Genomic DNA, 23,394 nt, shown 5'->3' on the forward strand with positions numbered 1-23,394 from the left:
GGTGTTTTGTGAGTCGCAAACTTTCGGTTTGTATCGTCTTCACACACCGCAATCTGGTCTCTTCGACGCAAATTGCTTGGGTGTTATATGGTCAAGCCTCACGGGCAATTAGTATTGGTTAGCTCAACGCCTCACAGCGCTTACACACCCAACCTATCAACGTCGTAGTCTTCGACGGCCCTTTAGGGAACTCAAGGTTCCAGTGAGATCTCATCTTGAGGCAAGTTTCCCGCTTAGATGCTTTCAGCGGTTATCTTTCCCGAACATAGCTACCCGGCAATGCCACTGGCGTGACAACCGGAACACCAGAGGTTCGTCCACTCCGGTCCTCTCGTACTAGGAGCAGCCCCTCTCAAATCTCAAACGTCCACGGCAGATAGGGACCGAACTGTCTCACGACGTTCTAAACCCAGCTCGCGTACCACTTTAAATGGCGAACAGCCATACCCTTGGGACCGGCTTCAGCCCCAGGATGTGATGAGCCGACATCGAGGTGCCAAACACCGCCGTCGATATGAACTCTTGGGCGGTATCAGCCTGTTATCCCCGGAGTACCTTTTATCCGTTGAGCGATGGCCCTTCCATACAGAACCACCGGATCACTAAGACCTACTTTCGTACCTGCTCGACGTGTCTGTCTCGCAGTCAAGCGCGCTTTTGCCTTTATACTCTACGACCGATTTCCGACCGGTCTGAGCGCACCTTCGTACTCCTCCGTTACTCTTTAGGAGGAGACCGCCCCAGTCAAACTACCCACCATACACTGTCCTCGATCCGGATAACGGACCTGAGTTAGAACCTCAAAGTTGCCAGGGTGGTATTTCAAGGTTGGCTCCATGCAGACTGGCGTCCACACTTCAAAGCCTCCCACCTATCCTACACAAGCAAATTCAAAGTCCAGTGCAAAGCTATAGTAAAGGTTCACGGGGTCTTTCCGTCTAGCCGCGGATACACTGCATCTTCACAGCGATTTCAATTTCACTGAGTCTCGGGTGGAGACAGCGCCGCCATCGTTACGCCATTCGTGCAGGTCGGAACTTACCCGACAAGGAATTTCGCTACCTTAGGACCGTTATAGTTACGGCCGCCGTTTACCGGGGCTTCGATCAAGAGCTTCGCGTTAGCTAACCCCATCAATTAACCTTCCGGCACCGGGCAGGCGTCACACCCTATACGTCCACTTTCGTGTTTGCAGAGTGCTGTGTTTTTAATAAACAGTCGCAGCGGCCTGGTATCTTCGACCGGCATGGGCTTACGCAGTAAATGCTTCACCCTCACCGGCGCACCTTCTCCCGAAGTTACGGTGCCATTTTGCCTAGTTCCTTCACCCGAGTTCTCTCAAGCGCCTTGGTATTCTCTACCCAACCACCTGTGTCGGTTTGGGGTACGGTTCCTGGTTACCTGAAGCTTAGAAGCTTTTCTTGGAAGCATGGCATCAACCACTTCGTTGTCTAAAAGACAACTCGTCATCAGCTCTCGGCCTTAGAATCCCGGATTTACCTAAGATTCCAGCCTACCACCTTAAACTTGGACAACCAACGCCAAGCTGGCCTAGCCTTCTCCGTCCCTCCATCGCAATAACCAGAAGTACAGGAATATTAACCTGTTTTCCATCGACTACGCTTTTCAGCCTCGCCTTAGGGACCGACTAACCCTGCGTCGATTAACGTTGCGCAGGAAACCTTGGTCTTTCGGCGTGGGTGTTTTTCACACCCATTATCGTTACTCATGTCAGCATTCGCACTTCTGATACCTCCAGCAAGCTTCTCAACTCACCTTCACAGGCTTACAGAACGCTCCTCTACCGCATCACCTAAGTGATACCCGTAGCTTCGGTGTATGGTTTGAGCCCCGTTAAATCTTCCGCGCAGGCCGACTCGACTAGTGAGCTATTACGCTTTCTTTAAAGGGTGGCTGCTTCTAAGCCAACCTCCTAGCTGTCTAAGCCTTCCCACATCGTTTCCCACTTAACCATAACTTTGGGACCTTAGCTGACGGTCTGGGTTGTTTCCCTTTTCACGACGGACGTTAGCACCCGCCGTGTGTCTCCCATGCTCGGCACTTGTAGGTATTCGGAGTTTGCATCGGTTTGGTAAGTCGGGATGACCCCCTAGCCGAAACAGTGCTCTACCCCCTACAGTGATACATGAGGCGCTACCTAAATAGCTTTCGAGGAGAACCAGCTATCTCCGAGCTTGATTAGCCTTTCACTCCGATCCACAGGTCATCCGCTAACTTTTCAACGGTAGTCGGTTCGGTCCTCCAGTTAGTGTTACCCAACCTTCAACCTGCCCATGGATAGATCGCCCGGTTTCGGGTCTATTCCCAGCGACTAGACGCCCTATTAAGACTCGCTTTCGCTACGCCTCCCCTATTCGGTTAAGCTTGCCACTGAAAATAAGTCGCTGACCCATTATACAAAAGGTACGCAGTCACCCAACAAAGTGGGCTCCCACTGCTTGTACGCATACGGTTTCAGGATCTATTTCACTCCCCTCTCCGGGGTTCTTTTCGCCTTTCCCTCACGGTACTAGTTCACTATCGGTCAGTCAGTAGTATTTAGCCTTGGAGGATGGTCCCCCCATATTCAGACAAAGTTTCTCGTGCTCCGTCCTACTCGATTTCACTGTAAAGATGTTTTCGCGTACAGGGCTATCACCCACTATGGCCGCACTTTCCAGAGCGTTCCGCTAACATCAATACAGCTTAAGGGCTGGTCCCCGTTCGCTCGCCACTACTAAGGGAATCTCGGTTGATTTCTTTTCCTCAGGGTACTTAGATGTTTCAGTTCCCCTGGTTCGCTTCTTAAGCCTATGTATTCAGCTTAAGATACCTAACTTATGTTAGGTGGGTTCCCCCATTCAGACATCTCCGGATCAAAGTCTGTTTGCCGACTCCCCGAAGCTTTTCGCAGGCTACCACGTCTTTCATCGCCTCTGACTGCCAAGGCATCCACCGTATGCGCTTCTTCACTTGACCATATAACCCCAAGCAATCTGGTTATACTATGAAGACGACATTCGCCGAAAATTCGCATGCTCAATTAAGAGACACTCACAAATTTTACCTTAGCCTGAATAAACACCAGTGAAAGTGTTATCCAGTCTAACTTTCTATTACATACCCAAATTTTTAAAGAACGATCTAATCAAAAGATCAGAAATCAACATTCACCATCGTTTGATGGAATGCTCATTTCTAAGCTTTACGACACAGAAGCAAGTTATGGTGGAGCCAAACGGGATCGAACCGTTGACCTCCTGCGTGCAAGGCAGGCGCTCTCCCAGCTGAGCTATGGCCCCATATTTCTACAGGCTTTTTACACAAAATTGGTGGGTCTGGGCAGATTCGAACTGCCGACCTCACCCTTATCAGGGGTGCGCTCTAACCAACTGAGCTACAGACCCAATTTTGGTCTGCTTCTATCGTCTTCTTCAATGAATCAAGCAATTCGTGTGGGAACTTATGGAGCAGCTGATGTCGTCGATTAAGGAGGTGATCCAGCCGCAGGTTCCCCTACGGCTACCTTGTTACGACTTCACCCCAGTCATGAATCACACCGTGGTAACCGTCCTCCCGAAGGTTAGACTAGCTACTTCTGGTGCAACCCACTCCCATGGTGTGACGGGCGGTGTGTACAAGGCCCGGGAACGTATTCACCGTGACATTCTGATTCACGATTACTAGCGATTCCGACTTCACGCAGTCGAGTTGCAGACTGCGATCCGGACTACGATCGGTTTTATGGGATTAGCTCCACCTCGCGGCTTGGCAACCCTTTGTACCGACCATTGTAGCACGTGTGTAGCCCAGGCCGTAAGGGCCATGATGACTTGACGTCATCCCCACCTTCCTCCGGTTTGTCACCGGCAGTCTCCTTAGAGTGCCCACCATTACGTGCTGGTAACTAAGGACAAGGGTTGCGCTCGTTACGGGACTTAACCCAACATCTCACGACACGAGCTGACGACAGCCATGCAGCACCTGTCTCAATGTTCCCGAAGGCACCAATCTATCTCTAGAAAGTTCATTGGATGTCAAGGCCTGGTAAGGTTCTTCGCGTTGCTTCGAATTAAACCACATGCTCCACCGCTTGTGCGGGCCCCCGTCAATTCATTTGAGTTTTAACCTTGCGGCCGTACTCCCCAGGCGGTCAACTTAATGCGTTAGCTGCGCCACTAAGAGTTCAAGACTCCCAACGGCTAGTTGACATCGTTTACGGCGTGGACTACCAGGGTATCTAATCCTGTTTGCTCCCCACGCTTTCGCACCTCAGTGTCAGTATCAGTCCAGGTAGTCGCCTTCGCCACTGGTGTTCCTTCCTATATCTACGCATTTCACCGCTACACAGGAAATTCCACTACCCTCTACCATACTCTAGCTTGCCAGTTTTGGATGCAGTTCCCAGGTTGAGCCCGGGGATTTCACATTCAACTTAACAAACCACCTACGCGCGCTTTACGCCCAGTAATTCCGATTAACGCTTGCACCCTCTGTATTACCGCGGCTGCTGGCACAGAGTTAGCCGGTGCTTATTCTGTCGGTAACGTCAAAACACTAACGTATTAGGTTAATGCCCTTCCTCCCAACTTAAAGTGCTTTACAATCCGAAGACCTTCTTCACACACGCGGCATGGCTGGATCAGGCTTTCGCCCATTGTCCAATATTCCCCACTGCTGCCTCCCGTAGGAGTCTGGACCGTGTCTCAGTTCCAGTGTGACTGATCATCCTCTCAGACCAGTTACGGATCGTAGCCTTGGTGAGCCATTACCTCACCAACTAGCTAATCCGACCTAGGCTCATCTGATAGCGCAAGGCCCGAAGGTCCCCTGCTTTCTCCCGTAGGACGTATGCGGTATTAGCGTCCGTTTCCGAACGTTATCCCCCACTATCAGGCAGATTCCTAGGTATTACTCACCCGTCCGCCGCTCTCAAGAGAAGCAAGCTTCTCTCTACCGCTCGACTTGCATGTGTTAGGCCTGCCGCCAGCGTTCAATCTGAGCCATGATCAAACTCTTCAGTTCAAACATCTTTGGGTTTTTAAGAAACCCTAAACTTGGCTCAGCAATCGTTGGTTACATCTTTGATTTCTCGCGGAGTAACTTGTGATGCTGATAATCTTGTTGACTATCAGTCTGACTCCACAAGCACCCACACGAATTGCTTGATTCAGTTGTTAAAGAGCGGTTGGTTTAGCTTTCGCTGAACCGAGGCGCGCATTCTACAGCAGCCTCTGTTGCTGTCAAGCGGTTATTTTAAGATGTTTTCAAAGTTTCCTCTGTAACATCAACCACTTGCGCTTTCGATCTCTCGTTAGCGGGAGGCGAATTCTACAGCGTTACACGCTGCTGTCAACACCTTATTTCCTGCTTCTTTCGATTGAGATAATCGAGGTGTTAGCCAGGCAAATGGCCTGATTAACAGCACAGGCTTTTTACAAAGCTTGTACTTATACAAAAACAAAATCCCCGTCTGCGCGAGCAGACAGGGATTTTGGAATTTAATCTTGACGATGACCTACTCTCACATGGGGAAACCCCACACTACCATCGGCGATGCATCGTTTCACTGCTGAGTTCGGGATGGGATCAGGTGGTTCCAATGCTCTATGGTCGTCAAGAAATTCGGTAGCCAGGTCGTTTACCTTTCGGTTTACGCTCCAGCGAATGGGTATGTAATAGTTGGTGTTTTGTGAGTCGCAAACTTTCGGTTTGTATCGTCTTCACACACCGCAATCTGGTCTCTTCGACGCAAATTGCTTGGGTGTTATATGGTCAAGCCTCACGGGCAATTAGTATTGGTTAGCTCAACGCCTCACAGCGCTTACACACCCAACCTATCAACGTCGTAGTCTTCGACGGCCCTTTAGGGAACTCAAGGTTCCAGTGAGATCTCATCTTGAGGCAAGTTTCCCGCTTAGATGCTTTCAGCGGTTATCTTTCCCGAACATAGCTACCCGGCAATGCCACTGGCGTGACAACCGGAACACCAGAGGTTCGTCCACTCCGGTCCTCTCGTACTAGGAGCAGCCCCTCTCAAATCTCAAACGTCCACGGCAGATAGGGACCGAACTGTCTCACGACGTTCTAAACCCAGCTCGCGTACCACTTTAAATGGCGAACAGCCATACCCTTGGGACCGGCTTCAGCCCCAGGATGTGATGAGCCGACATCGAGGTGCCAAACACCGCCGTCGATATGAACTCTTGGGCGGTATCAGCCTGTTATCCCCGGAGTACCTTTTATCCGTTGAGCGATGGCCCTTCCATACAGAACCACCGGATCACTAAGACCTACTTTCGTACCTGCTCGACGTGTCTGTCTCGCAGTCAAGCGCGCTTTTGCCTTTATACTCTACGACCGATTTCCGACCGGTCTGAGCGCACCTTCGTACTCCTCCGTTACTCTTTAGGAGGAGACCGCCCCAGTCAAACTACCCACCATACACTGTCCTCGATCCGGATAACGGACCTGAGTTAGAACCTCAAAGTTGCCAGGGTGGTATTTCAAGATTGGCTCCATGCAGACTGGCGTCCACACTTCAAAGCCTCCCACCTATCCTACACAAGCAAATTCAAAGTCCAGTGCAAAGCTATAGTAAAGGTTCACGGGGTCTTTCCGTCTAGCCGCGGATACACTGCATCTTCACAGCGATTTCAATTTCACTGAGTCTCGGGTGGAGACAGCGCCGCCATCGTTACGCCATTCGTGCAGGTCGGAACTTACCCGACAAGGAATTTCGCTACCTTAGGACCGTTATAGTTACGGCCGCCGTTTACCGGGGCTTCGATCAAGAGCTTCGCGTTAGCTAACCCCATCAATTAACCTTCCGGCACCGGGCAGGCGTCACACCCTATACGTCCACTTTCGTGTTTGCAGAGTGCTGTGTTTTTAATAAACAGTCGCAGCGGCCTGGTATCTTCGACCGGCATGGGCTTACGCAGTAAATGCTTCACCCTCACCGGCGCACCTTCTCCCGAAGTTACGGTGCCATTTTGCCTAGTTCCTTCACCCGAGTTCTCTCAAGCGCCTTGGTATTCTCTACCCAACCACCTGTGTCGGTTTGGGGTACGGTTCCTGGTTACCTGAAGCTTAGAAGCTTTTCTTGGAAGCATGGCATCAACCACTTCGTTGTCTAAAAGACAACTCGTCATCAGCTCTCGGCCTTAGAATCCCGGATTTACCTAAGATTCCAGCCTACCACCTTAAACTTGGACAACCAACGCCAAGCTGGCCTAGCCTTCTCCGTCCCTCCATCGCAATAACCAGAAGTACAGGAATATTAACCTGTTTTCCATCGACTACGCTTTTCAGCCTCGCCTTAGGGACCGACTAACCCTGCGTCGATTAACGTTGCGCAGGAAACCTTGGTCTTTCGGCGTGGGTGTTTTTCACACCCATTATCGTTACTCATGTCAGCATTCGCACTTCTGATACCTCCAGCAAGCTTCTCAACTCACCTTCACAGGCTTACAGAACGCTCCTCTACCGCATCACCTAAGTGATACCCGTAGCTTCGGTGTATGGTTTGAGCCCCGTTAAATCTTCCGCGCAGGCCGACTCGACTAGTGAGCTATTACGCTTTCTTTAAAGGGTGGCTGCTTCTAAGCCAACCTCCTAGCTGTCTAAGCCTTCCCACATCGTTTCCCACTTAACCATAACTTTGGGACCTTAGCTGACGGTCTGGGTTGTTTCCCTTTTCACGACGGACGTTAGCACCCGCCGTGTGTCTCCCATGCTCGGCACTTGTAGGTATTCGGAGTTTGCATCGGTTTGGTAAGTCGGGATGACCCCCTAGCCGAAACAGTGCTCTACCCCCTACAGTGATACATGAGGCGCTACCTAAATAGCTTTCGAGGAGAACCAGCTATCTCCGAGCTTGATTAGCCTTTCACTCCGATCCACAGGTCATCCGCTAACTTTTCAACGGTAGTCGGTTCGGTCCTCCAGTTAGTGTTACCCAACCTTCAACCTGCCCATGGATAGATCGCCCGGTTTCGGGTCTATTCCCAGCGACTAGACGCCCTATTAAGACTCGCTTTCGCTACGCCTCCCCTATTCGGTTAAGCTTGCCACTGAAAATAAGTCGCTGACCCATTATACAAAAGGTACGCAGTCACCCAACAAAGTGGGCTCCCACTGCTTGTACGCATACGGTTTCAGGATCTATTTCACTCCCCTCTCCGGGGTTCTTTTCGCCTTTCCCTCACGGTACTAGTTCACTATCGGTCAGTCAGTAGTATTTAGCCTTGGAGGATGGTCCCCCCATATTCAGACAAAGTTTCTCGTGCTCCGTCCTACTCGATTTCACTGTAAAGATGTTTTCGCGTACAGGGCTATCACCCACTATGGCCGCACTTTCCAGAGCGTTCCGCTAACATCAATACAGCTTAAGGGCTGGTCCCCGTTCGCTCGCCACTACTAAGGGAATCTCGGTTGATTTCTTTTCCTCAGGGTACTTAGATGTTTCAGTTCCCCTGGTTCGCTTCTTAAGCCTATGTATTCAGCTTAAGATACCTAACTTATGTTAGGTGGGTTCCCCCATTCAGACATCTCCGGATCAAAGTCTGTTTGCCGACTCCCCGAAGCTTTTCGCAGGCTACCACGTCTTTCATCGCCTCTGACTGCCAAGGCATCCACCGTATGCGCTTCTTCACTTGACCATATAACCCCAAGCAATCTGGTTATACTATGAAGACGACATTCGCCGAAAATTCGCATGCTCAATTAAGAGACACTCACAAATTTTACCTTAGCCTGAATAAACACCAGTGAAAGTGTTATCCAGTCTAACTTTCTATTACATACCCAAATTTTTAAAGAACGATCTAATCAAAAGATCAGAAATCAACATTCACCATCATTTGATGGAATGCTCATTTCTAAGCTTTACGACAGAAAAACCACAGAGCGACTCTGCAGTTATCGTCTTCTACAATGAATCAAGCAATTCGTGTGGGAACTTATGGAGCAGCTGATGTCGTCGATTAAGGAGGTGATCCAGCCGCAGGTTCCCCTACGGCTACCTTGTTACGACTTCACCCCAGTCATGAATCACACCGTGGTAACCGTCCTCCCGAAGGTTAGACTAGCTACTTCTGGTGCAACCCACTCCCATGGTGTGACGGGCGGTGTGTACAAGGCCCGGGAACGTATTCACCGTGACATTCTGATTCACGATTACTAGCGATTCCGACTTCACGCAGTCGAGTTGCAGACTGCGATCCGGACTACGATCGGTTTTATGGGATTAGCTCCACCTCGCGGCTTGGCAACCCTTTGTACCGACCATTGTAGCACGTGTGTAGCCCAGGCCGTAAGGGCCATGATGACTTGACGTCATCCCCACCTTCCTCCGGTTTGTCACCGGCAGTCTCCTTAGAGTGCCCACCATTACGTGCTGGTAACTAAGGACAAGGGTTGCGCTCGTTACGGGACTTAACCCAACATCTCACGACACGAGCTGACGACAGCCATGCAGCACCTGTCTCAATGTTCCCGAAGGCACCAATCTATCTCTAGAAAGTTCATTGGATGTCAAGGCCTGGTAAGGTTCTTCGCGTTGCTTCGAATTAAACCACATGCTCCACCGCTTGTGCGGGCCCCCGTCAATTCATTTGAGTTTTAACCTTGCGGCCGTACTCCCCAGGCGGTCAACTTAATGCGTTAGCTGCGCCACTAAGAGTTCAAGACTCCCAACGGCTAGTTGACATCGTTTACGGCGTGGACTACCAGGGTATCTAATCCTGTTTGCTCCCCACGCTTTCGCACCTCAGTGTCAGTATCAGTCCAGGTAGTCGCCTTCGCCACTGGTGTTCCTTCCTATATCTACGCATTTCACCGCTACACAGGAAATTCCACTACCCTCTACCATACTCTAGCTTGCCAGTTTTGGATGCAGTTCCCAGGTTGAGCCCGGGGATTTCACATTCAACTTAACAAACCACCTACGCGCGCTTTACGCCCAGTAATTCCGATTAACGCTTGCACCCTCTGTATTACCGCGGCTGCTGGCACAGAGTTAGCCGGTGCTTATTCTGTCGGTAACGTCAAAACACTAACGTATTAGGTTAATGCCCTTCCTCCCAACTTAAAGTGCTTTACAATCCGAAGACCTTCTTCACACACGCGGCATGGCTGGATCAGGCTTTCGCCCATTGTCCAATATTCCCCACTGCTGCCTCCCGTAGGAGTCTGGACCGTGTCTCAGTTCCAGTGTGACTGATCATCCTCTCAGACCAGTTACGGATCGTAGCCTTGGTGAGCCATTACCTCACCAACTAGCTAATCCGACCTAGGCTCATCTGATAGCGCAAGGCCCGAAGGTCCCCTGCTTTCTCCCGTAGGACGTATGCGGTATTAGCGTCCGTTTCCGAACGTTATCCCCCACTATCAGGCAGATTCCTAGGTATTACTCACCCGTCCGCCGCTCTCAAGAGAAGCAAGCTTCTCTCTACCGCTCGACTTGCATGTGTTAGGCCTGCCGCCAGCGTTCAATCTGAGCCATGATCAAACTCTTCAGTTCAAACATCTTTGGGTTTTTAAGAAACCCTAAACTTGGCTCAGCAATCGTTGGTTACATCTTTGATTTCTCGCGGAGTAACTTGTGATGCTGATAATCTTGTTGACTATCAGTCTGACTCCACAAGCACCCACACGAATTGCTTGATTCAGTTGTTAAAGAGCGGTTGGTTTAGCCTTCGCTGAACCGAGGTGCGCATTCTACAGCGTTACAAGCTGCTGTCAACACCTAATTTCCTGCTTCGATGACTTGAAGCTGACACTGTAAAACAATCCAACTCATTGATTCTCAAGGAGTTTTCCGTTTCAACTGCGCCGGAAGTGGGACGAATTATAGGCCGCTAAAAATCCTAGTCAAGGGCTAATTGAGTAAAACTATCAATAAACTTCAAATACCCCTAAATACACCTATATAGAGGGGTGCTGACGCACCCCTCTATATAGCTACAGCACGCCAGACCGCCGCAAAGCTTCCACTGCTCCCGACTTCAGCCCCAACACCTGCTCCAGCACTTGCTGAGTATGCTCACCCAACAAAGGAGGTGCATTGCGGTACTCCACTGGCGTTTCGGACAACCGGATAGGGCTTGCCACCTGCGGCACAAGACCCGCTAACGCATGTGGCAACTGCATCGCCAACCCTCGAGCACGCACCTGAGGATCAGCAAACACTTGAGCCAGGTCATTGATCGGCCCGCAGGGCACACCAACCGCTTCCAGTTGCGCCACCCACTCAGCTGTAGTCTTGAAAACAGTTAGCTGCCTGATAAGCGGCACCAACTCCGCCCTATTAGCAACACGCAGCTTATTAGTGGAAAAGCGCGGATCCCCACCCAACTCAGGACGACCTGCCACTTCAGCAAATTTACGGAACTGACTGTCGTTACCTACCGTGAGAATAAAGTCTCCATCTGCCGTCGGAAAATCCTGATAAGGAACGATATTAGGATGAGCATTGCCCAGGCGCTGCGGTGCAACGCCCGTAGTCAGATAGTTCATCGCCTGATTCGCCAGGCAAGCTACCTGCACGTCCAGCAGCGCCATATCAATATGCTGCCCGCCACCCTCATGCTGGCGATGGGCAAGGGCAGCCAGAATAGCTACGGTCGAATATAGCCCGGTCAAAATATCGGTCAGCGCAACCCCAACCTTAACCGGTCCCGCACCCTCATCACCCTCAGGCCTTCCCGTCAGGCTCATCAGACCACCAAGCCCCTGGACCATAAAGTCATAACCCGCCCGCTTGGCATAGGGACCGGTCTGACCGAACCCCGTAATCGAGCAGTAGATCAAATCCGGGTTCAACACCTTGAGCGACGCATAGTCCAGACCGTACGCCTGCAGACCACCCACCTTGAAGTTCTCAATTAGTATGTCGGACTTGGAGGCCAGATCACGAACCAGCTGCTGCCCCTCAGGCTTGGTGAAATCGATAGTGACTGACTGCTTGTTGCGATTGGCAGACAAGTAATAAGCCGCCTCCCCCGTACTCTCACCGTAAGCATCCTTGAGAAAGGGTGGCCCCCACGCGCGCGTGTCATCACCATTGCCCGGGCGCTCAACCTTGATAACCTCGGCTCCAAGGTCCGCCAGTATCTGCCCGGCCCACGGCCCCGCCAGCACCCGAGACAAATCCAACACCCGCAAATGCGATAAAGCACCCATGAGCCGAGCTCCTGTTAATAGAACGCCTGAAGGCCGGTCTGCGCACGACCCAAGATCAAGGCATGCACGTCATGCGTGCCTTCGTAGGTGTTCACAACCTCCAGGTTGACCAGATGGCGCGCAACCCCGAATTCATCCGAGATACCGTTACCGCCCAGCATGTCGCGGGCCATACGCGCGATGTCCAGCGACTTGCCGCATGAGTTGCGCTTCATGATCGACGTAATCTCAACAGCCGCAGTCCCCTCATCCTTCATCCGACCCAAACGCAGGCAACCCTGCAGGGCCAACGTAATCTCGGTCTGCATATCGGCCAGCTTTTTCTGGATCAACTGGGTTGCAGCCAAAGGCCGACCAAACTGATGACGATCCAGGGTGTACTGACGCGCCGTGTGCCAGCAGAACTCTGCAGCCCCCAGCGCTCCCCAGGAGATGCCGTAGCGAGCCGAATTCAGGCAGGTAAAAGGACCTTTCAAACCACGCACATCCGGGAAGATGTTCTCTTGCGGCACAAACACGTTATCCATCACGATTTCGCCAGTAATGGACGCACGCAAGCCAACCTTGCCGTGAATCGCAGGCGTAGTCAGACCCTTCCAGCCTTTTTCCAGAACAAAGCCACGAATGTCGCCTTCATCATCTTTCGCCCACACCACAAACACATCGGCGATCGGGCTGTTAGTGATCCACATCTTGCTGCCCGTCAGGCTGTAGCCGCCATCAACCGAACGGGCACGGGTAATCATCGCGCCCGGGTCAGAGCCGTGATTAGGCTCTGTCAGACCAAAGCAACCGATCCACTCGCCAGAGGCCAGCTTGGGCAGATACTTTTGCTTCTGCGCCTCGGTACCGAACTCATTGATCGGCACCATTACCAATGAAGACTGCACACTCATCATCGAGCGATAACCCGAATCGACCCGCTCCACTTCACGAGCGATCAGGCCGTAGCTGACGTAATTAAGGCCACTACCACCGTACTGCTCAGGAATCATCGCACCCAGCAAACCGGTTTCGCCCATTTCGCGAAAGATCGCAGGGTCAGTCTTCTCATTACGGAAAGCATCAAGAATACGTGGCGCCAACTTGTCCTGAGCGAACTGCTCAGCACTGTCACGCACCATGCGCTCTTCTTCAGTGAGCTGCTGATCCAGCAACAGTGGATCAATCCAGTTGAAGCTTGCTTTACCCGCCATGAGAGAACCCTCGCGTAATAGATAAAATGTCGTGAGCCGATCCTAGACCCCTTCTATATAGAAGGACAAACGAGGATTCAGCACCATCCTGTGATAATTTCTCACTCCGTAACTCGATAAAAAGCCTTTTCTGACTGCATTTAGTGAGTAAGCCGTACATGCGTCGCAAGATCCCCAGCACAACAGCCCTGATCAGCTTCGAAGCGGCCGCACGCCACGAAAGCTTTACCAAAGCTGCGCACGAGCTTTCCCTCACTCAAGGGGCCATATGCCGACAGATTGCCAGCCTGGAGGAATTCCTGAGCGTTGAACTCTTCCGACGCTCTAAGCGCGGCGTAAAACTGACCGAGGCAGGCCTTTCTTACAGTCGACGCATAGCAACCCAGCTGGATGCGGTAGAACGGGACACACTGTCGGTCATGGGCCAGCAGGGCGCCAATGTGATTGAGCTGGCCGTAGTGCCCACTTTCGGGACGCAATGGCTATTACCTCGCCTCAAGGACTTTCAGCAGCTACACCCGGACGTCACGGTAAACCTGACCAACCGCACACGCCCCTTTCTGTTTGCCGATACCGACTTTGATGCCGCCATCTACTTCGGCGATGCCGACTGGTCAGGCACTTCGTCCTACCGACTGATGGGCGAGAACCCAGTACCTGTATGCAGCCCTACACTACTGGGTACACACCAGGGCCTCACCCCGCACGCTCTCGCCGAACTTCCTTTGCTACAGCAAACCACTCGCCCCTACGCGTGGCGCCAGTGGTTCAACGCACAAGACATGACCGTGCCTCGCGACATGACCGGGCCACGCTATGAACTGTTCTCGATGCTGGCTCAGGCCGCCATGCACGAAATGGGCGTTGCCCTGATCCCCCCGTTTCTGATTCAGCGCGAACTGGCCGAAAAACGCCTGGTGATTGCCAACGAGAGCGCCCTGCTCAGCACCAAGGCTTACTACCTGATGATCCCCGAACGCAAAATTGAGTCAGCCTCACTGCAAGCTTTTAGAGACTGGCTGATCAATCAGGCCGCGACTTACAGCCTGATTTGAAAGTCCCGCATAGTCCAAATAAACTATGTAGCGCCATACAAATAAGCACTACATATATAAGTAAATGTCGCCTTTAAACACTCTGGACTTTTGTCTAACTGGACATTCCTGTAAGCCAGTAACCACGCGGCCTACAGGGTATTTCTCAAAGTTATGCAGCGATAACTAAAAGAAATGTGAAAAAAACTCAAAAAACACTCAATTCCTCTGCAAGCCCCGTATTTAAAGGCATGTAGCCGACCATTGCGACATTCGGTCACTGCATGACTTGTAGTTTAAATCTCGTCACCCTCCATAAGTTCTTGAAGGGTAAAAAAATTGCCAGCAGAATGCCCCGCCCCACCCATACTTTGGTGGGATCGTGCTGATCGGCCGCCCCAGTCGCACCATCCGTAGTGCGCTGGCTTTCTTATAAAAGATCACGCAGGAGATTTGACGTGCACATTGGTGTTCCTCTCGAGACCCATACGGGTGAAACGCGGGTTGCTGCAACCCCGGAAACCATCAAGAAGCTGATCGGCCAAGGCCATAAGGTGACTGTTCAAAGCGGCGCGGGCATTAGTGCCAGTGTTATTGACAGTGCTTATGAAGCCGCTGGCGCGACTATTGGCAACGCAACAGATGCTTTCGGTGCAGAGCTGATTCTCAAGGTTGTCGCCCCAAGCGATAGCGAACTGGCCCTGATAAAAACCGGCACCGTGCTCATTGGCATGCTCAACCCGTTCAGCAATGAAACCATTGCCAAACTGGCCGAGCGTGGGATCACCGCCTTCTCTCTCGAAGCCGCCCCCCGAACCTCCCGCGCGCAAAGTCTTGATGTTCTGTCATCCCAGGCCAACATCGCCGGCTATAAAGCCGTCTTGGTCGCCGCTCACCACTATCCGCGCTTTATGCCGATGCTGATGACCGCTGCCGGGACCGTTAAGGCCGCTCGCGTGCTGATCTTGGGCGCAGGGGTTGCTGGCTTGCAGGCAATCGCCACGGCCAAGCGCCTGGGCGCAGTGATCGAGGCCTCCGATGTACGACCTGCCGTTAAAGAGCAGATCGAATCTCTGGGCGCCAAGTTCGTCGACGTGCCTTACGAAACCGACGAAGAGCGCGAGTGCGCAGTTGGGGTAGGCGGCTACGCACGTCCAATGCCTGCCAGCTGGATGCAACGCCAGGCACAGGCCGTTCACGAACGCGCCAAGCAGGCAGACATCGTGATCACCACCGCACTGATCCCGGGCCGTAAAGCTCCGGTACTGCTCAGCGCCGAAACCGTAGCCCAGATGAAACCCGGCTCGGTGGTCATCGACCTGGCTGCCGCACAAGGCGGCAACTGCCCGCTGACCGTTGCCGATCAAGTAGTGGTTGAACACGGCGTCACCATCGTCGGCCACACCAACCTTGCCGCCATGGTTGCCGCAGACGCTTCGGCGCTCTACGCCCGCAACCTGCTGGACTTCCTCAAGCTGGTCTTCACCCCCGAAGGACAGTTCCAGATCAACCTTGAAGACGACATCGTCGCCGCGTGCCTGATGTGCCGCGACGGTCAAGTCGTGCGCAAAAACGGCTGAGGATAAAAATAATGGAAGAGTTCATCTCCCCCGGTATCTACAACCTGATCATCTTCGTGCTGGCCATCTATGTGGGCTACCACGTGGTCTGGAACGTGACACCTGCGCTGCACACACCTTTGATGGCCGTTACCAACGCCATTTCGGCGATTGTGATCGTAGGCGCGATGCTTGCTGCGGCACTGACTGTTACCCCGCTGGGCAAAACCATGGGCACCCTGGCGGTCGCGCTGGCGGCCGTAAACGTATTCGGTGGATTTTTGGTCACCCGGCGCATGCTGGAAATGTTCAAGAAGAAAGCACCTAAAGCCAAAGAAGAGGTGCGCAAGCCATGAGCATGAACCTGGTCACTGTTCTGTATCTGGTTGCATCAATCTGCTTTATCCAGGCACTCAAGGGTCTGTCGCACCCTACCACCTCACGTCGCGGCAACCTGTTCGGCATGCTCGGCATGGGTCTGGCGATCATCACCACGGTCGGCCTGATCTACAAACTGGGCGCAGAGATCGCGACTGCTGGTATCGGCTACGTGATTGTCGGCCTGCTGGTCGGCGGTACTGCTGGCTCGATCATGGCTAAACGCGTTGAAATGACCAAAATGCCTGAGCTGGTCGCTTTCATGCACAGCATGATCGGCCTCGCTGCGGTATTTATTGCCATCGCAGCCGTGGTCGAACCGCAGTCGCTGGGCATCGTCAAGCACCTGGGCGACGCCATCCCGGCAGGCAACCGCCTGGAGCTATTCCTTGGCGCAGCCATTGGTGCAATCACCTTCTCCGGTTCGGTGATCGCCTTCGGCAAGCTCTCGGGCAAATACAAGTTCCGTCTGTTTCAGGGCGCACCGGTACAGTTCACCGGCCAACACAAGCTGAACCTGGCGCTTGGCCTGGCTACGCTGGCTCTGGGCATTACCTTTATGCTGACCGGCAACCTCAACGCATTCGCGCTGATGCTGGCTCTGGCATTTGTACTGGGTGTGCTGATCATCATCCCGATTGGCGGCGCCGACATGCCGGTCGTGGTATCGATGCTTAATAGCTACTCAGGTTGGGCAGCCGCCGGTATCGGTTTCTCGCTGAACAACTCGATGCTGATCATTGCTGGCTCGCTGGTAGGATCTTCGGGTGCGATCCTGTCGTACATCATGTGCAAGGCGATGAATCGCTCGTTCTTTAACGTGATCCTCGGCGGCTTTGGTGGCGCAACAGACGTTGGCGGCCCAGCCGGCACGCAAGAGGCCCGCCCGGTGAAATCCGGCTCGGCTGACGACGCCACCTTCCTGTTGATGAACGCCGATACTGTGATCATCGTTCCAGGCTACGGCCTTGCGGTTGCCCGGGCACAGCACGCGCTCAAAGAACTGACTGAAAAACTGACCCACCGCGGTGTGACCGTAAAGTACGCGATTCACCCGGTTGCAGGCCGTATGCCAGGCCATATGAACGTGCTGCTGGCCGAGGCCGAAGTGCCTTACGACCAAGTGTTCGAAATGGAAGACATCAACTCCGAGTTTGGCCAGGCTGACGTGGTGCTCGTACTAGGCGCCAATGACGTGGTCAACCCGGCGGCAAAGAACGATCCAAAATCGCCGATCGCAGGCATGCCGATCCTCGAAGCCTATAAAGCCAAAACCGTCATCGTTAACAAACGCTCCATGGCCAGCGGCTATGCAGGCCTGGATAACGAACTGTTTTATCTGGATAAAACCATGATGGTCTTCGGCGACGCCAAGAAGGTTATTGAAGATATGGTTAAAGCGGTCGAGTAACATCAAGCATCACCGCAATATCGAGAACCCCGGCGCTGTATTGGTCGGGGTTTTTCTTTTTCCAAGGAACCCGACCAAAGGCTCTAAATCGGCCGCTGGCATTCGACCATGGTAGCGGGACGAAAGGCTCTGAAAATGAATAGACTGCGCCTCTTGCTTCCGTTGCCCGAGATAACAATCCATGTACCGTGAACGTATTCGCCTGAACTCCCTGCACGATAAGGTCATGAGCGCCGAAGAAGCCGCCGCCCTTATCCAAGACGGCATGACCGTCGGCATGAGCGGTTTTACCCGTGCCGGTGAAGCCAAAGCCGTCCCGCAGGCCCTGGCTGAGCGGGCCAAAAAGTCACCGCTGAAAATCACCCTGATGACCGGCGCAAGCCTGGGCAACGACCTGGACAAGCAATTGACCGAAGCCGGTGTACTGGCACGTCGCATGCCATTCCAGGTAGACAGCACTCTGCGCAAGGCCATCAACGCTGGCGAAGTCATGTTTATCGACCAGCATTTGTCCGAAACCGTTGAGCAACTGCGTAACAATCAGCTCAAGCTGCCAGACATCGCAGTCATCGAGGCCGTCGCTATTACCGAGCAAGGTCATATCGTTCCGACGACTTCCGTAGGCAACTCTGCCAGCTTCGCCATCTTCGCCAAGCAAGTGATCGTCGAGATCAACATGGCGCATAACCCGAACCTGGAAGGTCTGCACGACATCTATATACCGACCTACCGTCCGACGCGTACACCTATCCCCTTGGTGAAAGTCGACGATCGCATCGGTAGCACCGCGATCCCGATCCCGGCAGAAAAAATCGTCGCCATCGTGATTACCAACAAGCCTGACTCGCCATCCACCGTATCCGAGCCTGACAGCGAAACAGACGGTATCGCCTTCCACCTGATCAACTTCCTCAAGCAGGAAGTCGAAGCCGGCCGCATGACCAACAAGCTCGGCCCGCTGCAAGCGGGTATCGGCAACATTGCAAACGCCGTGATGTGCGGCCTGATCGACTCGCCGTTCGAAGACCTGACCATGTACTCTGAAGTACTGCAGGATTCGACCTTCGACCTGATCGACGCGGGCAAGATGAGCTTCGCTTCGGGCAGCTCCATCACCTTGTCGGAACGTCGCAACTCGGACGTGTTCGGCAATCTGGAACGCTACAAGGACAAACTGGTACTGCGTCCGCAAGAGATCTCCAACCACCCTGAAGTGGTTCGTCGTCTGGGCATCATCGGTATCAACACCGCACTGGAGTTCGACATCTACGGCAACGTCAACTCCACTCATGTCTGCGGCACGCGGATGATGAACGGCATCGGCGGCTCGGGCGACTTCGCCCGTAACGCGCACCTTGCGATCTTCGTCACCAAGTCGATTGCCAAGGCCGGCGCAATCTCCAGCGTTGTGCCAATGGTCAGCCACGTCGACCATACCGAGCATGATGTCGACATCCTGGTGACCGAACAGGGCCTGGCCGATCTGCGTGGCCTGGCACCGCGCGAGCGCGCACGCGTCATCATCGACAACTGTGTGCACCCGGACTTCCGCGAAGCCCTCAATGATTACTTCTCCAAGGCATGCGCGATAGGTGGCCACACGCCGCACATCCTGCGTGAAGCCCTGAGCTGGCATATCAACCTGGAAGAAACCGGAAAAATGCTCCCGTAACCCGCGAGCTAGACAGCCGCTGACGTAAACACTGTTTCGTCAGCGGCTTTTTTATGCCTGGAGTTTCAAAAACTGTACTGCTGTACTGGTCTATTTATACCTGTTAAGCCTGTCTTTCTTACGAATTTTGCCATTTATGCACTACTTAGGTGCGCACAGGTACAGTTGCACTCATTTGTGCCAGTACAGCCCCTGTAAACAGTTAACTGGCCCATCGCAATACAGGTGAACTGTATCTAGAGACCATGGACAAAGAGGAGGATCATTGGCATCAGTTAAACCACTAGCCAATGCCGCCATAAGCGGAAGGATGACACCATGGAACGTACACTCAGTTCCGAACTGTTCAGCGAAAGCAACTCTGTAAACACCCAGGCTTCCATGCCTTTGCGCGTACTTGCCAACCTGATGTTGTGGCAGCGCCGCATCTCCAGCCGCCATCAATTGGCTCGACTGGACTCGCGTCTTCTGGCTGATGCCGGTATTAGCGAAGCACAGCGTTACGAAGAGTTGAGCAAGCCGTTCTGGCGCTAACCAGCGCTCGCTGGCCCTGACCACCGGTCCACTGCCAGCAACCTGAATTGAAAAAACAGAACCCGTCGCGGATAACCGCTGACGGGTTTTGTCGTTTATGGGCTCCAGGTTTGAGTACCAGCATTGCGACGGGTACAGTTTTAAAATATATAAAACCTACAAGTACAGTTAGCGAAATGCCTGATCTAGAGCACTTTGCCCACAAAACCCAGTAAAACTTCCTATGCCTAGCGCAGCCCTCGGCCTACTATTCGGTCCATAACCGACTATTTTCATACGTTCATATCCAGGAGTTCACCATGTCCACACTTCGCCTACTTAGCGCGGCGGCTCTGCTGGCCGTTGCTGCAAGCGCCAACGCCACAAGCTTCATCGTTACGACCGATGGCATTGTGGGCACCCTCAAGGCAACGACCGATCTGACATCTGACGCCACAGGCTCGTTTCGTGACAACAAAATCGTACGTGCCGCCCGTGACGACGCTGCCAGCTTTGTTGCCAGCGAAGGCACTATCCGTGGCGTGAAACTCGAAAGCGCTTTCGAAGCCATTCGCCAGCAAGCTCCGCAATTGCAGGCCACCGATGCCCAGCTTGCCCAGGCCATTTTGACGATCTGAATGTAAGTGACGCCATAACGGGTCAGCTCTTGTGGGAGCGGGCTTGCTCGCGATGCAGGCGGCGCGTTCATTCAGTTGAACCGCGTCGACACCATCGCGAGCAAGCCCGCTCCCACAAAGACACCCCCGCGCTGGCCCTGCCCCGCCCATTACGCTAGCCTTGACGCTCATTCAAACAGCCTCGAGACCCATGCGTTTTTCCTTATCCGTTCTACTTGCTCTCTGCTGGACTCAATCAGCCAACGCCTTCGACATGACCACCCAGAATGTGGTGCTCAGTGGTTACGTCACCAGTAAAGTGACGTCCGCGCCTTTTGATCAAAAATTGATACGTGCCGCCCAGGATGATGCCGCCGTCTTTATTGCCAGTGATGGCCAGACAAGAGGAGCGCAGCTGGAGTCTGCCTTGCGCTATCTGCGCCAAAACACGCCAAAATTGAATGCCAGCGACCTTGAACTGGCACACACAATTCTCATCCAATAAATACCCGCTTTTCCTGGAGATACGTCATGCGCAGCCCATTAATTGTCGCCACCCTTGGCCTTTTGCTGCTCGCCGATGTGGCGCAGGCACAAACCGTCGTGCAGACCAGTAACATCATCGTGCGCGCTTTTGGACGCACCATCGATTTCACGTCCGATACCACCACCTCTATCCGCGACTCTAAAGTAGTGCGTGAAGCCCACGACGACGCGGCTACCTTCGTCGCCAGCCAAGGCGATATTCGCGGAGTACAATTGGAAGCTGCCTTCAGCACCCTGCGTGACCGTGTGCCTGAAGCACGCAACGCCAGTGACCAGGATCTCGCCGAAGCCATCCTCGCACTGTGAGGTCGCTAACGCGCTGGTTAGCCGCCTGTGGCCTGCTGCTGATCGCCAGCAGTGCCCAGGCCGCGCTGCATCTGCAACTCAAGACCGAAGGCCTGAGCCCGGCCGAGCAACAGGCCAGCCAGGCCTTGCTGGATGAGGCCATGCAGAGCCTGCCACCGCGTTTTATCGAACAACTGGACCGACAGATTCTGGTGGGCTGGACCGATGACATGCCCAGCAACGCCTACGGCCAGGCATCGCTGACCTCCGAGCTGGACCTCAATCGCTCGCTTCTGGCAGGGCTGACCGATGGCTCGGCCGCGACCCGGCAGACCAACCGTCCACACGGCACCGTGCGCCGTGAAATGCTCGCCACCGTCTTGCACGAAATCACCCACATCTACGACCGCGCCCGCCTCTGGCCCACACCCGAGCGCTCGCTGATCCGCCGCTGCACCCGTCAAAACGGCAACACCGGCCTGATTGGCCTGCCTGATCAATGTCGCGGGCAGACCGAACGCCGTTTCACCCTCAGTGATGACCCGCGCCTGCTCGACCTGGCCGGCTGGCAGCAATACGTGGGTCGCCGGGGCGAGCGCGAACAAGATAACCACCAGGTCGTGCGCAGCCCCGACCTGTACGAAATCAGCAGCCCCAAGGAGTTTGTCGCGGTCAACATGGAGTACTTCCTCCTCGACCCGGCCTATGCCTGCCGCCGACCGGCGCTGTATCGCTACTACAAAGAGCATTTCGGCTGGGCGCCCGCCGTCAAGGACGAGTGCCCCAAAGGCTTTGCCTTCCTCAATGCCGGCAACGATTTCGCCAAAACACCGCTGGGCACCGTAGACCCTGAGCGGGTGTACGCCGTCGACTACCTGCTGGCCGAAGCCAATCAGGAATGGGCCAGCCGTTGGGGCCACAGTATGCTCCGCCTGGTGATCTGCGCCCCAGGACGCCCACGCGGGCCGGACTGCCGACTCGACCTACAAGAACACTTGGTGTTGTCCTACCGGGCGTTCGTCAATGACGTACAGCTTTCAAGCTGGGACGGCCTGACCGGTGCCTATCCTTCACGGCTGTTTGTATTGCCGCTGGCCCAGGTGATTGACGAATACACCAAAACCGAACTGCGCAGCCTGGCTTCCGTACCGCTCAAACTGAGCCGTCCGGAAATCGAGGAAGTGGTTGAGCACGCCGCCGAAATGCACTGGAGCTATGACGGCGACTACTACTTCATCTCCAACAACTGCGCTGTCGAGACCCTGAAACTGCTGCGCAGCGGCAGCAACAATGCCCAACTCAAGGGCCTGGACAGCATCGTGCCCAATGGTCTGCTCGACGTCCTCAAGGGTCGTGGCCTGGCGGACACCAGCGTGCTGGACGATCCCAAAGAGGCGCTACGCCTGGGTTATCGCTTTGACTCCTACCGTGATCGCTACCAAGCAATGTTCGACGTACTCAAGACCCGCTTGCCGATCAAGCAAACCACCGTCGAAGACTGGTTGGCCCTGAACGCGAACGAACGCCGCCCATGGATCGCGCAAGCCGACTTGCGCGCCAGCGCCGCCTTGTTACTTCTTGAGCAAGCCGGCTTTCGCCGACAACTGCTGCTGGCACAGGACGAGGTCAAACAAAAGTACCTGGGCGCACGCGGGCTCAAGGATGGTGGCATGGACAAAGCCAACAAAACCTTGCAGGAAATCCTCGCCAGCAGCGGCTTCCTCAGCCGCCCGGCCGAACTGCTCGGCAGCGGCGGCTACGGCCTGCCGCAAACCAAAGAATGGGAAATGCTCGAGTCCGAAAGCAGTCAGCGCCAACAGCAACTACTGCGCCTGACTACCGACTTGGACAAGGAGGTGCGCAGCCTGCTGGAGCCTTCCCGCGCCGCCGAAATAGCGGCGACTGAAGCCAACGTCAAACAGATCGGTGAACACCTGCGGGCAATCCACAAGGCATCGGGCGGGTTGCAGCTGCCCTGATCCACATATGACGTGTGG

The 23,394-nt window shown here is 53.9% G+C and carries 12 protein-coding genes, 2 tRNA genes and 5 rRNA genes; 10 read left to right on the top strand and 9 right to left on the bottom strand.

The window, feature by feature from the left end:
* Positions 1–87: 87 nt before the first annotated feature.
* The 9 genes from RGV06_RS14075 to RGV06_RS14115 form a co-directional block, all read right to left on the bottom strand.
* Positions 88–2,979 (bottom strand): 23S ribosomal RNA (locus tag RGV06_RS14075).
* Positions 2,980–3,226: 247 nt separating this feature from the next.
* Positions 3,227–3,302 (bottom strand) — tRNA-Ala (locus RGV06_RS14080).
* A 28-nt stretch (positions 3,303–3,330) separates the two neighbouring features.
* Positions 3,331–3,407: transfer RNA gene (locus tag RGV06_RS14085), tRNA-Ile, on the bottom strand.
* Between the two features lie 81 nt (positions 3,408–3,488).
* A 16S ribosomal RNA gene (locus RGV06_RS14090) occupies positions 3,489–5,025 on the bottom strand.
* Positions 5,026–5,505: 480 nt separating this feature from the next.
* Positions 5,506–5,621, bottom strand: a 5S ribosomal RNA gene (gene rrf / locus RGV06_RS14095).
* 150 nt (positions 5,622–5,771) lie between these two features.
* Positions 5,772–8,663, bottom strand: a 23S ribosomal RNA gene (locus RGV06_RS14100).
* A gap of 325 nt (positions 8,664–8,988) precedes the next feature.
* Positions 8,989–10,525 (bottom strand): 16S ribosomal RNA (locus RGV06_RS14105).
* Together the 16S, 23S and 5S rRNA genes with 2 tRNA genes alongside form the textbook arrangement of a ribosomal RNA operon.
* A 440-nt stretch (positions 10,526–10,965) precedes the next feature.
* On the bottom strand, positions 10,966–12,186 hold the full coding sequence (locus tag RGV06_RS14110; RefSeq protein ID WP_019827000.1) for a CaiB/BaiF CoA transferase family protein: 1,221 nt from the start codon (positions 12,184–12,186) through the stop codon (positions 10,966–10,968).
* A gap of 14 nt (positions 12,187–12,200) precedes the next feature.
* Complete coding sequence (locus RGV06_RS14115) at positions 12,201–13,382, bottom strand: acyl-CoA dehydrogenase (RefSeq protein ID WP_046809476.1); 1,182 nt, start codon at positions 13,380–13,382, stop codon at positions 12,201–12,203.
* 158 nt (positions 13,383–13,540) lie between these two features.
* On the opposite strand from RGV06_RS14115, the gene RGV06_RS14120 reads away from it, so the two are divergent.
* The 10 genes from RGV06_RS14120 to RGV06_RS14165 all read left to right on the top strand — a co-directional run bounded on the left by RGV06_RS14120 (position 13,541) and on the right by RGV06_RS14165 (position 23,376).
* On the top strand, positions 13,541–14,437 hold the full coding sequence (locus RGV06_RS14120) for a LysR family transcriptional regulator (protein WP_322150246.1): 897 nt from the start codon (positions 13,541–13,543) through the stop codon (positions 14,435–14,437).
* 437 nt (positions 14,438–14,874) lie between these two features.
* Positions 14,875–15,996, top strand: coding sequence for a Re/Si-specific NAD(P)(+) transhydrogenase subunit alpha (locus RGV06_RS14125; RefSeq protein ID WP_019826994.1), 1,122 nt, complete (start codon positions 14,875–14,877; stop codon positions 15,994–15,996).
* A gap of 11 nt (positions 15,997–16,007) precedes the next feature.
* On the top strand, positions 16,008–16,331 hold the full coding sequence (locus tag RGV06_RS14130) for an NAD(P) transhydrogenase subunit alpha (protein ID WP_019826992.1): 324 nt from the start codon (positions 16,008–16,010) through the stop codon (positions 16,329–16,331).
* Complete coding sequence (locus RGV06_RS14135; RefSeq protein ID WP_019826990.1) at positions 16,328–17,764, top strand: NAD(P)(+) transhydrogenase (Re/Si-specific) subunit beta; 1,437 nt, start codon at positions 16,328–16,330, stop codon at positions 17,762–17,764. The genes RGV06_RS14130 and RGV06_RS14135 overlap by 4 nt, the downstream gene beginning before the upstream one ends.
* 181 nt (positions 17,765–17,945) lie before the next feature.
* Positions 17,946–19,436: an acetyl-CoA hydrolase/transferase family protein gene (locus RGV06_RS14140; protein ID WP_019826988.1), complete on the top strand. Its 1,491-nt coding sequence runs from the start codon at positions 17,946–17,948 to the stop codon at positions 19,434–19,436.
* A 318-nt stretch (positions 19,437–19,754) separates the two neighbouring features.
* Positions 19,755–19,970 (top strand): DUF1127 domain-containing protein, encoded by a 216-nt coding sequence (locus RGV06_RS14145; RefSeq protein WP_019826986.1) that lies wholly within the window; start codon positions 19,755–19,757, stop codon positions 19,968–19,970.
* Positions 19,971–20,269: 299 nt separating this feature from the next.
* Positions 20,270–20,587: a DUF2388 domain-containing protein gene (locus tag RGV06_RS14150; RefSeq protein WP_019826985.1), complete on the top strand. Its 318-nt coding sequence runs from the start codon at positions 20,270–20,272 to the stop codon at positions 20,585–20,587.
* Positions 20,588–20,777: 190 nt separating this feature from the next.
* Positions 20,778–21,071, top strand: a complete 294-nt coding sequence (locus RGV06_RS14155) for a DUF2388 domain-containing protein (protein WP_046809479.1) — start codon at positions 20,778–20,780, stop codon at positions 21,069–21,071.
* Positions 21,072–21,097: 26 nt separating this feature from the next.
* Positions 21,098–21,418 carry a DUF2388 domain-containing protein gene (locus RGV06_RS14160; protein ID WP_019826982.1) on the top strand — a complete coding sequence of 107 codons (321 nt, stop codon included), beginning with the start codon at positions 21,098–21,100 and terminating at the stop codon, positions 21,416–21,418.
* On the top strand, positions 21,415–23,376 hold the full coding sequence (locus tag RGV06_RS14165) for a DUF4105 domain-containing protein (protein ID WP_322150250.1): 1,962 nt from the start codon (positions 21,415–21,417) through the stop codon (positions 23,374–23,376). The genes RGV06_RS14160 and RGV06_RS14165 overlap by 4 nt, the downstream gene beginning before the upstream one ends.
* Positions 23,377–23,394 lie beyond the last annotated feature (18 nt).

Source organism: Pseudomonas sp. CCI3.1 (genome assembly GCF_034313985.1).
GTDB classification, from domain to species: Bacteria; Pseudomonadota; Gammaproteobacteria; order Pseudomonadales; family Pseudomonadaceae; genus Aquipseudomonas; species Aquipseudomonas psychrophila.

Excerpts from the sequence above, each read along its gene's own strand:
- RGV06_RS14150 (WP_019826985.1), top strand. The coding sequence starts at position 20,270 with ATGTCCACACTTCGCCTACTTAGCGCGGCGGCTCTGCTGGCCGTTGCT.
- RGV06_RS14130 (WP_019826992.1), top strand. The coding sequence starts at position 16,008 with ATGGAAGAGTTCATCTCCCCCGGTATCTACAACCTGATCATCTTCGTG.
- RGV06_RS14115 (WP_046809476.1), bottom strand. The coding sequence starts at position 13,382 with ATGGCGGGTAAAGCAAGCTTCAACTGGATTGATCCACTGTTGCTGGAT.
- RGV06_RS14145 (WP_019826986.1), top strand. The coding sequence starts at position 19,755 with ATGGAACGTACACTCAGTTCCGAACTGTTCAGCGAAAGCAACTCTGTA.
- RGV06_RS14160 (WP_019826982.1), top strand. The coding sequence starts at position 21,098 with ATGCGCAGCCCATTAATTGTCGCCACCCTTGGCCTTTTGCTGCTCGCC.
- RGV06_RS14110 (WP_019827000.1), bottom strand. The coding sequence starts at position 12,186 with ATGGGTGCTTTATCGCATTTGCGGGTGTTGGATTTGTCTCGGGTGCTG.
- RGV06_RS14140 (WP_019826988.1), top strand. The coding sequence starts at position 17,946 with ATGTACCGTGAACGTATTCGCCTGAACTCCCTGCACGATAAGGTCATG.
- RGV06_RS14155 (WP_046809479.1), top strand. The coding sequence starts at position 20,778 with ATGCGTTTTTCCTTATCCGTTCTACTTGCTCTCTGCTGGACTCAATCA.
- RGV06_RS14135 (WP_019826990.1), top strand. The coding sequence starts at position 16,328 with ATGAGCATGAACCTGGTCACTGTTCTGTATCTGGTTGCATCAATCTGC.
- RGV06_RS14120 (WP_322150246.1), top strand. The coding sequence starts at position 13,541 with ATGCGTCGCAAGATCCCCAGCACAACAGCCCTGATCAGCTTCGAAGCG.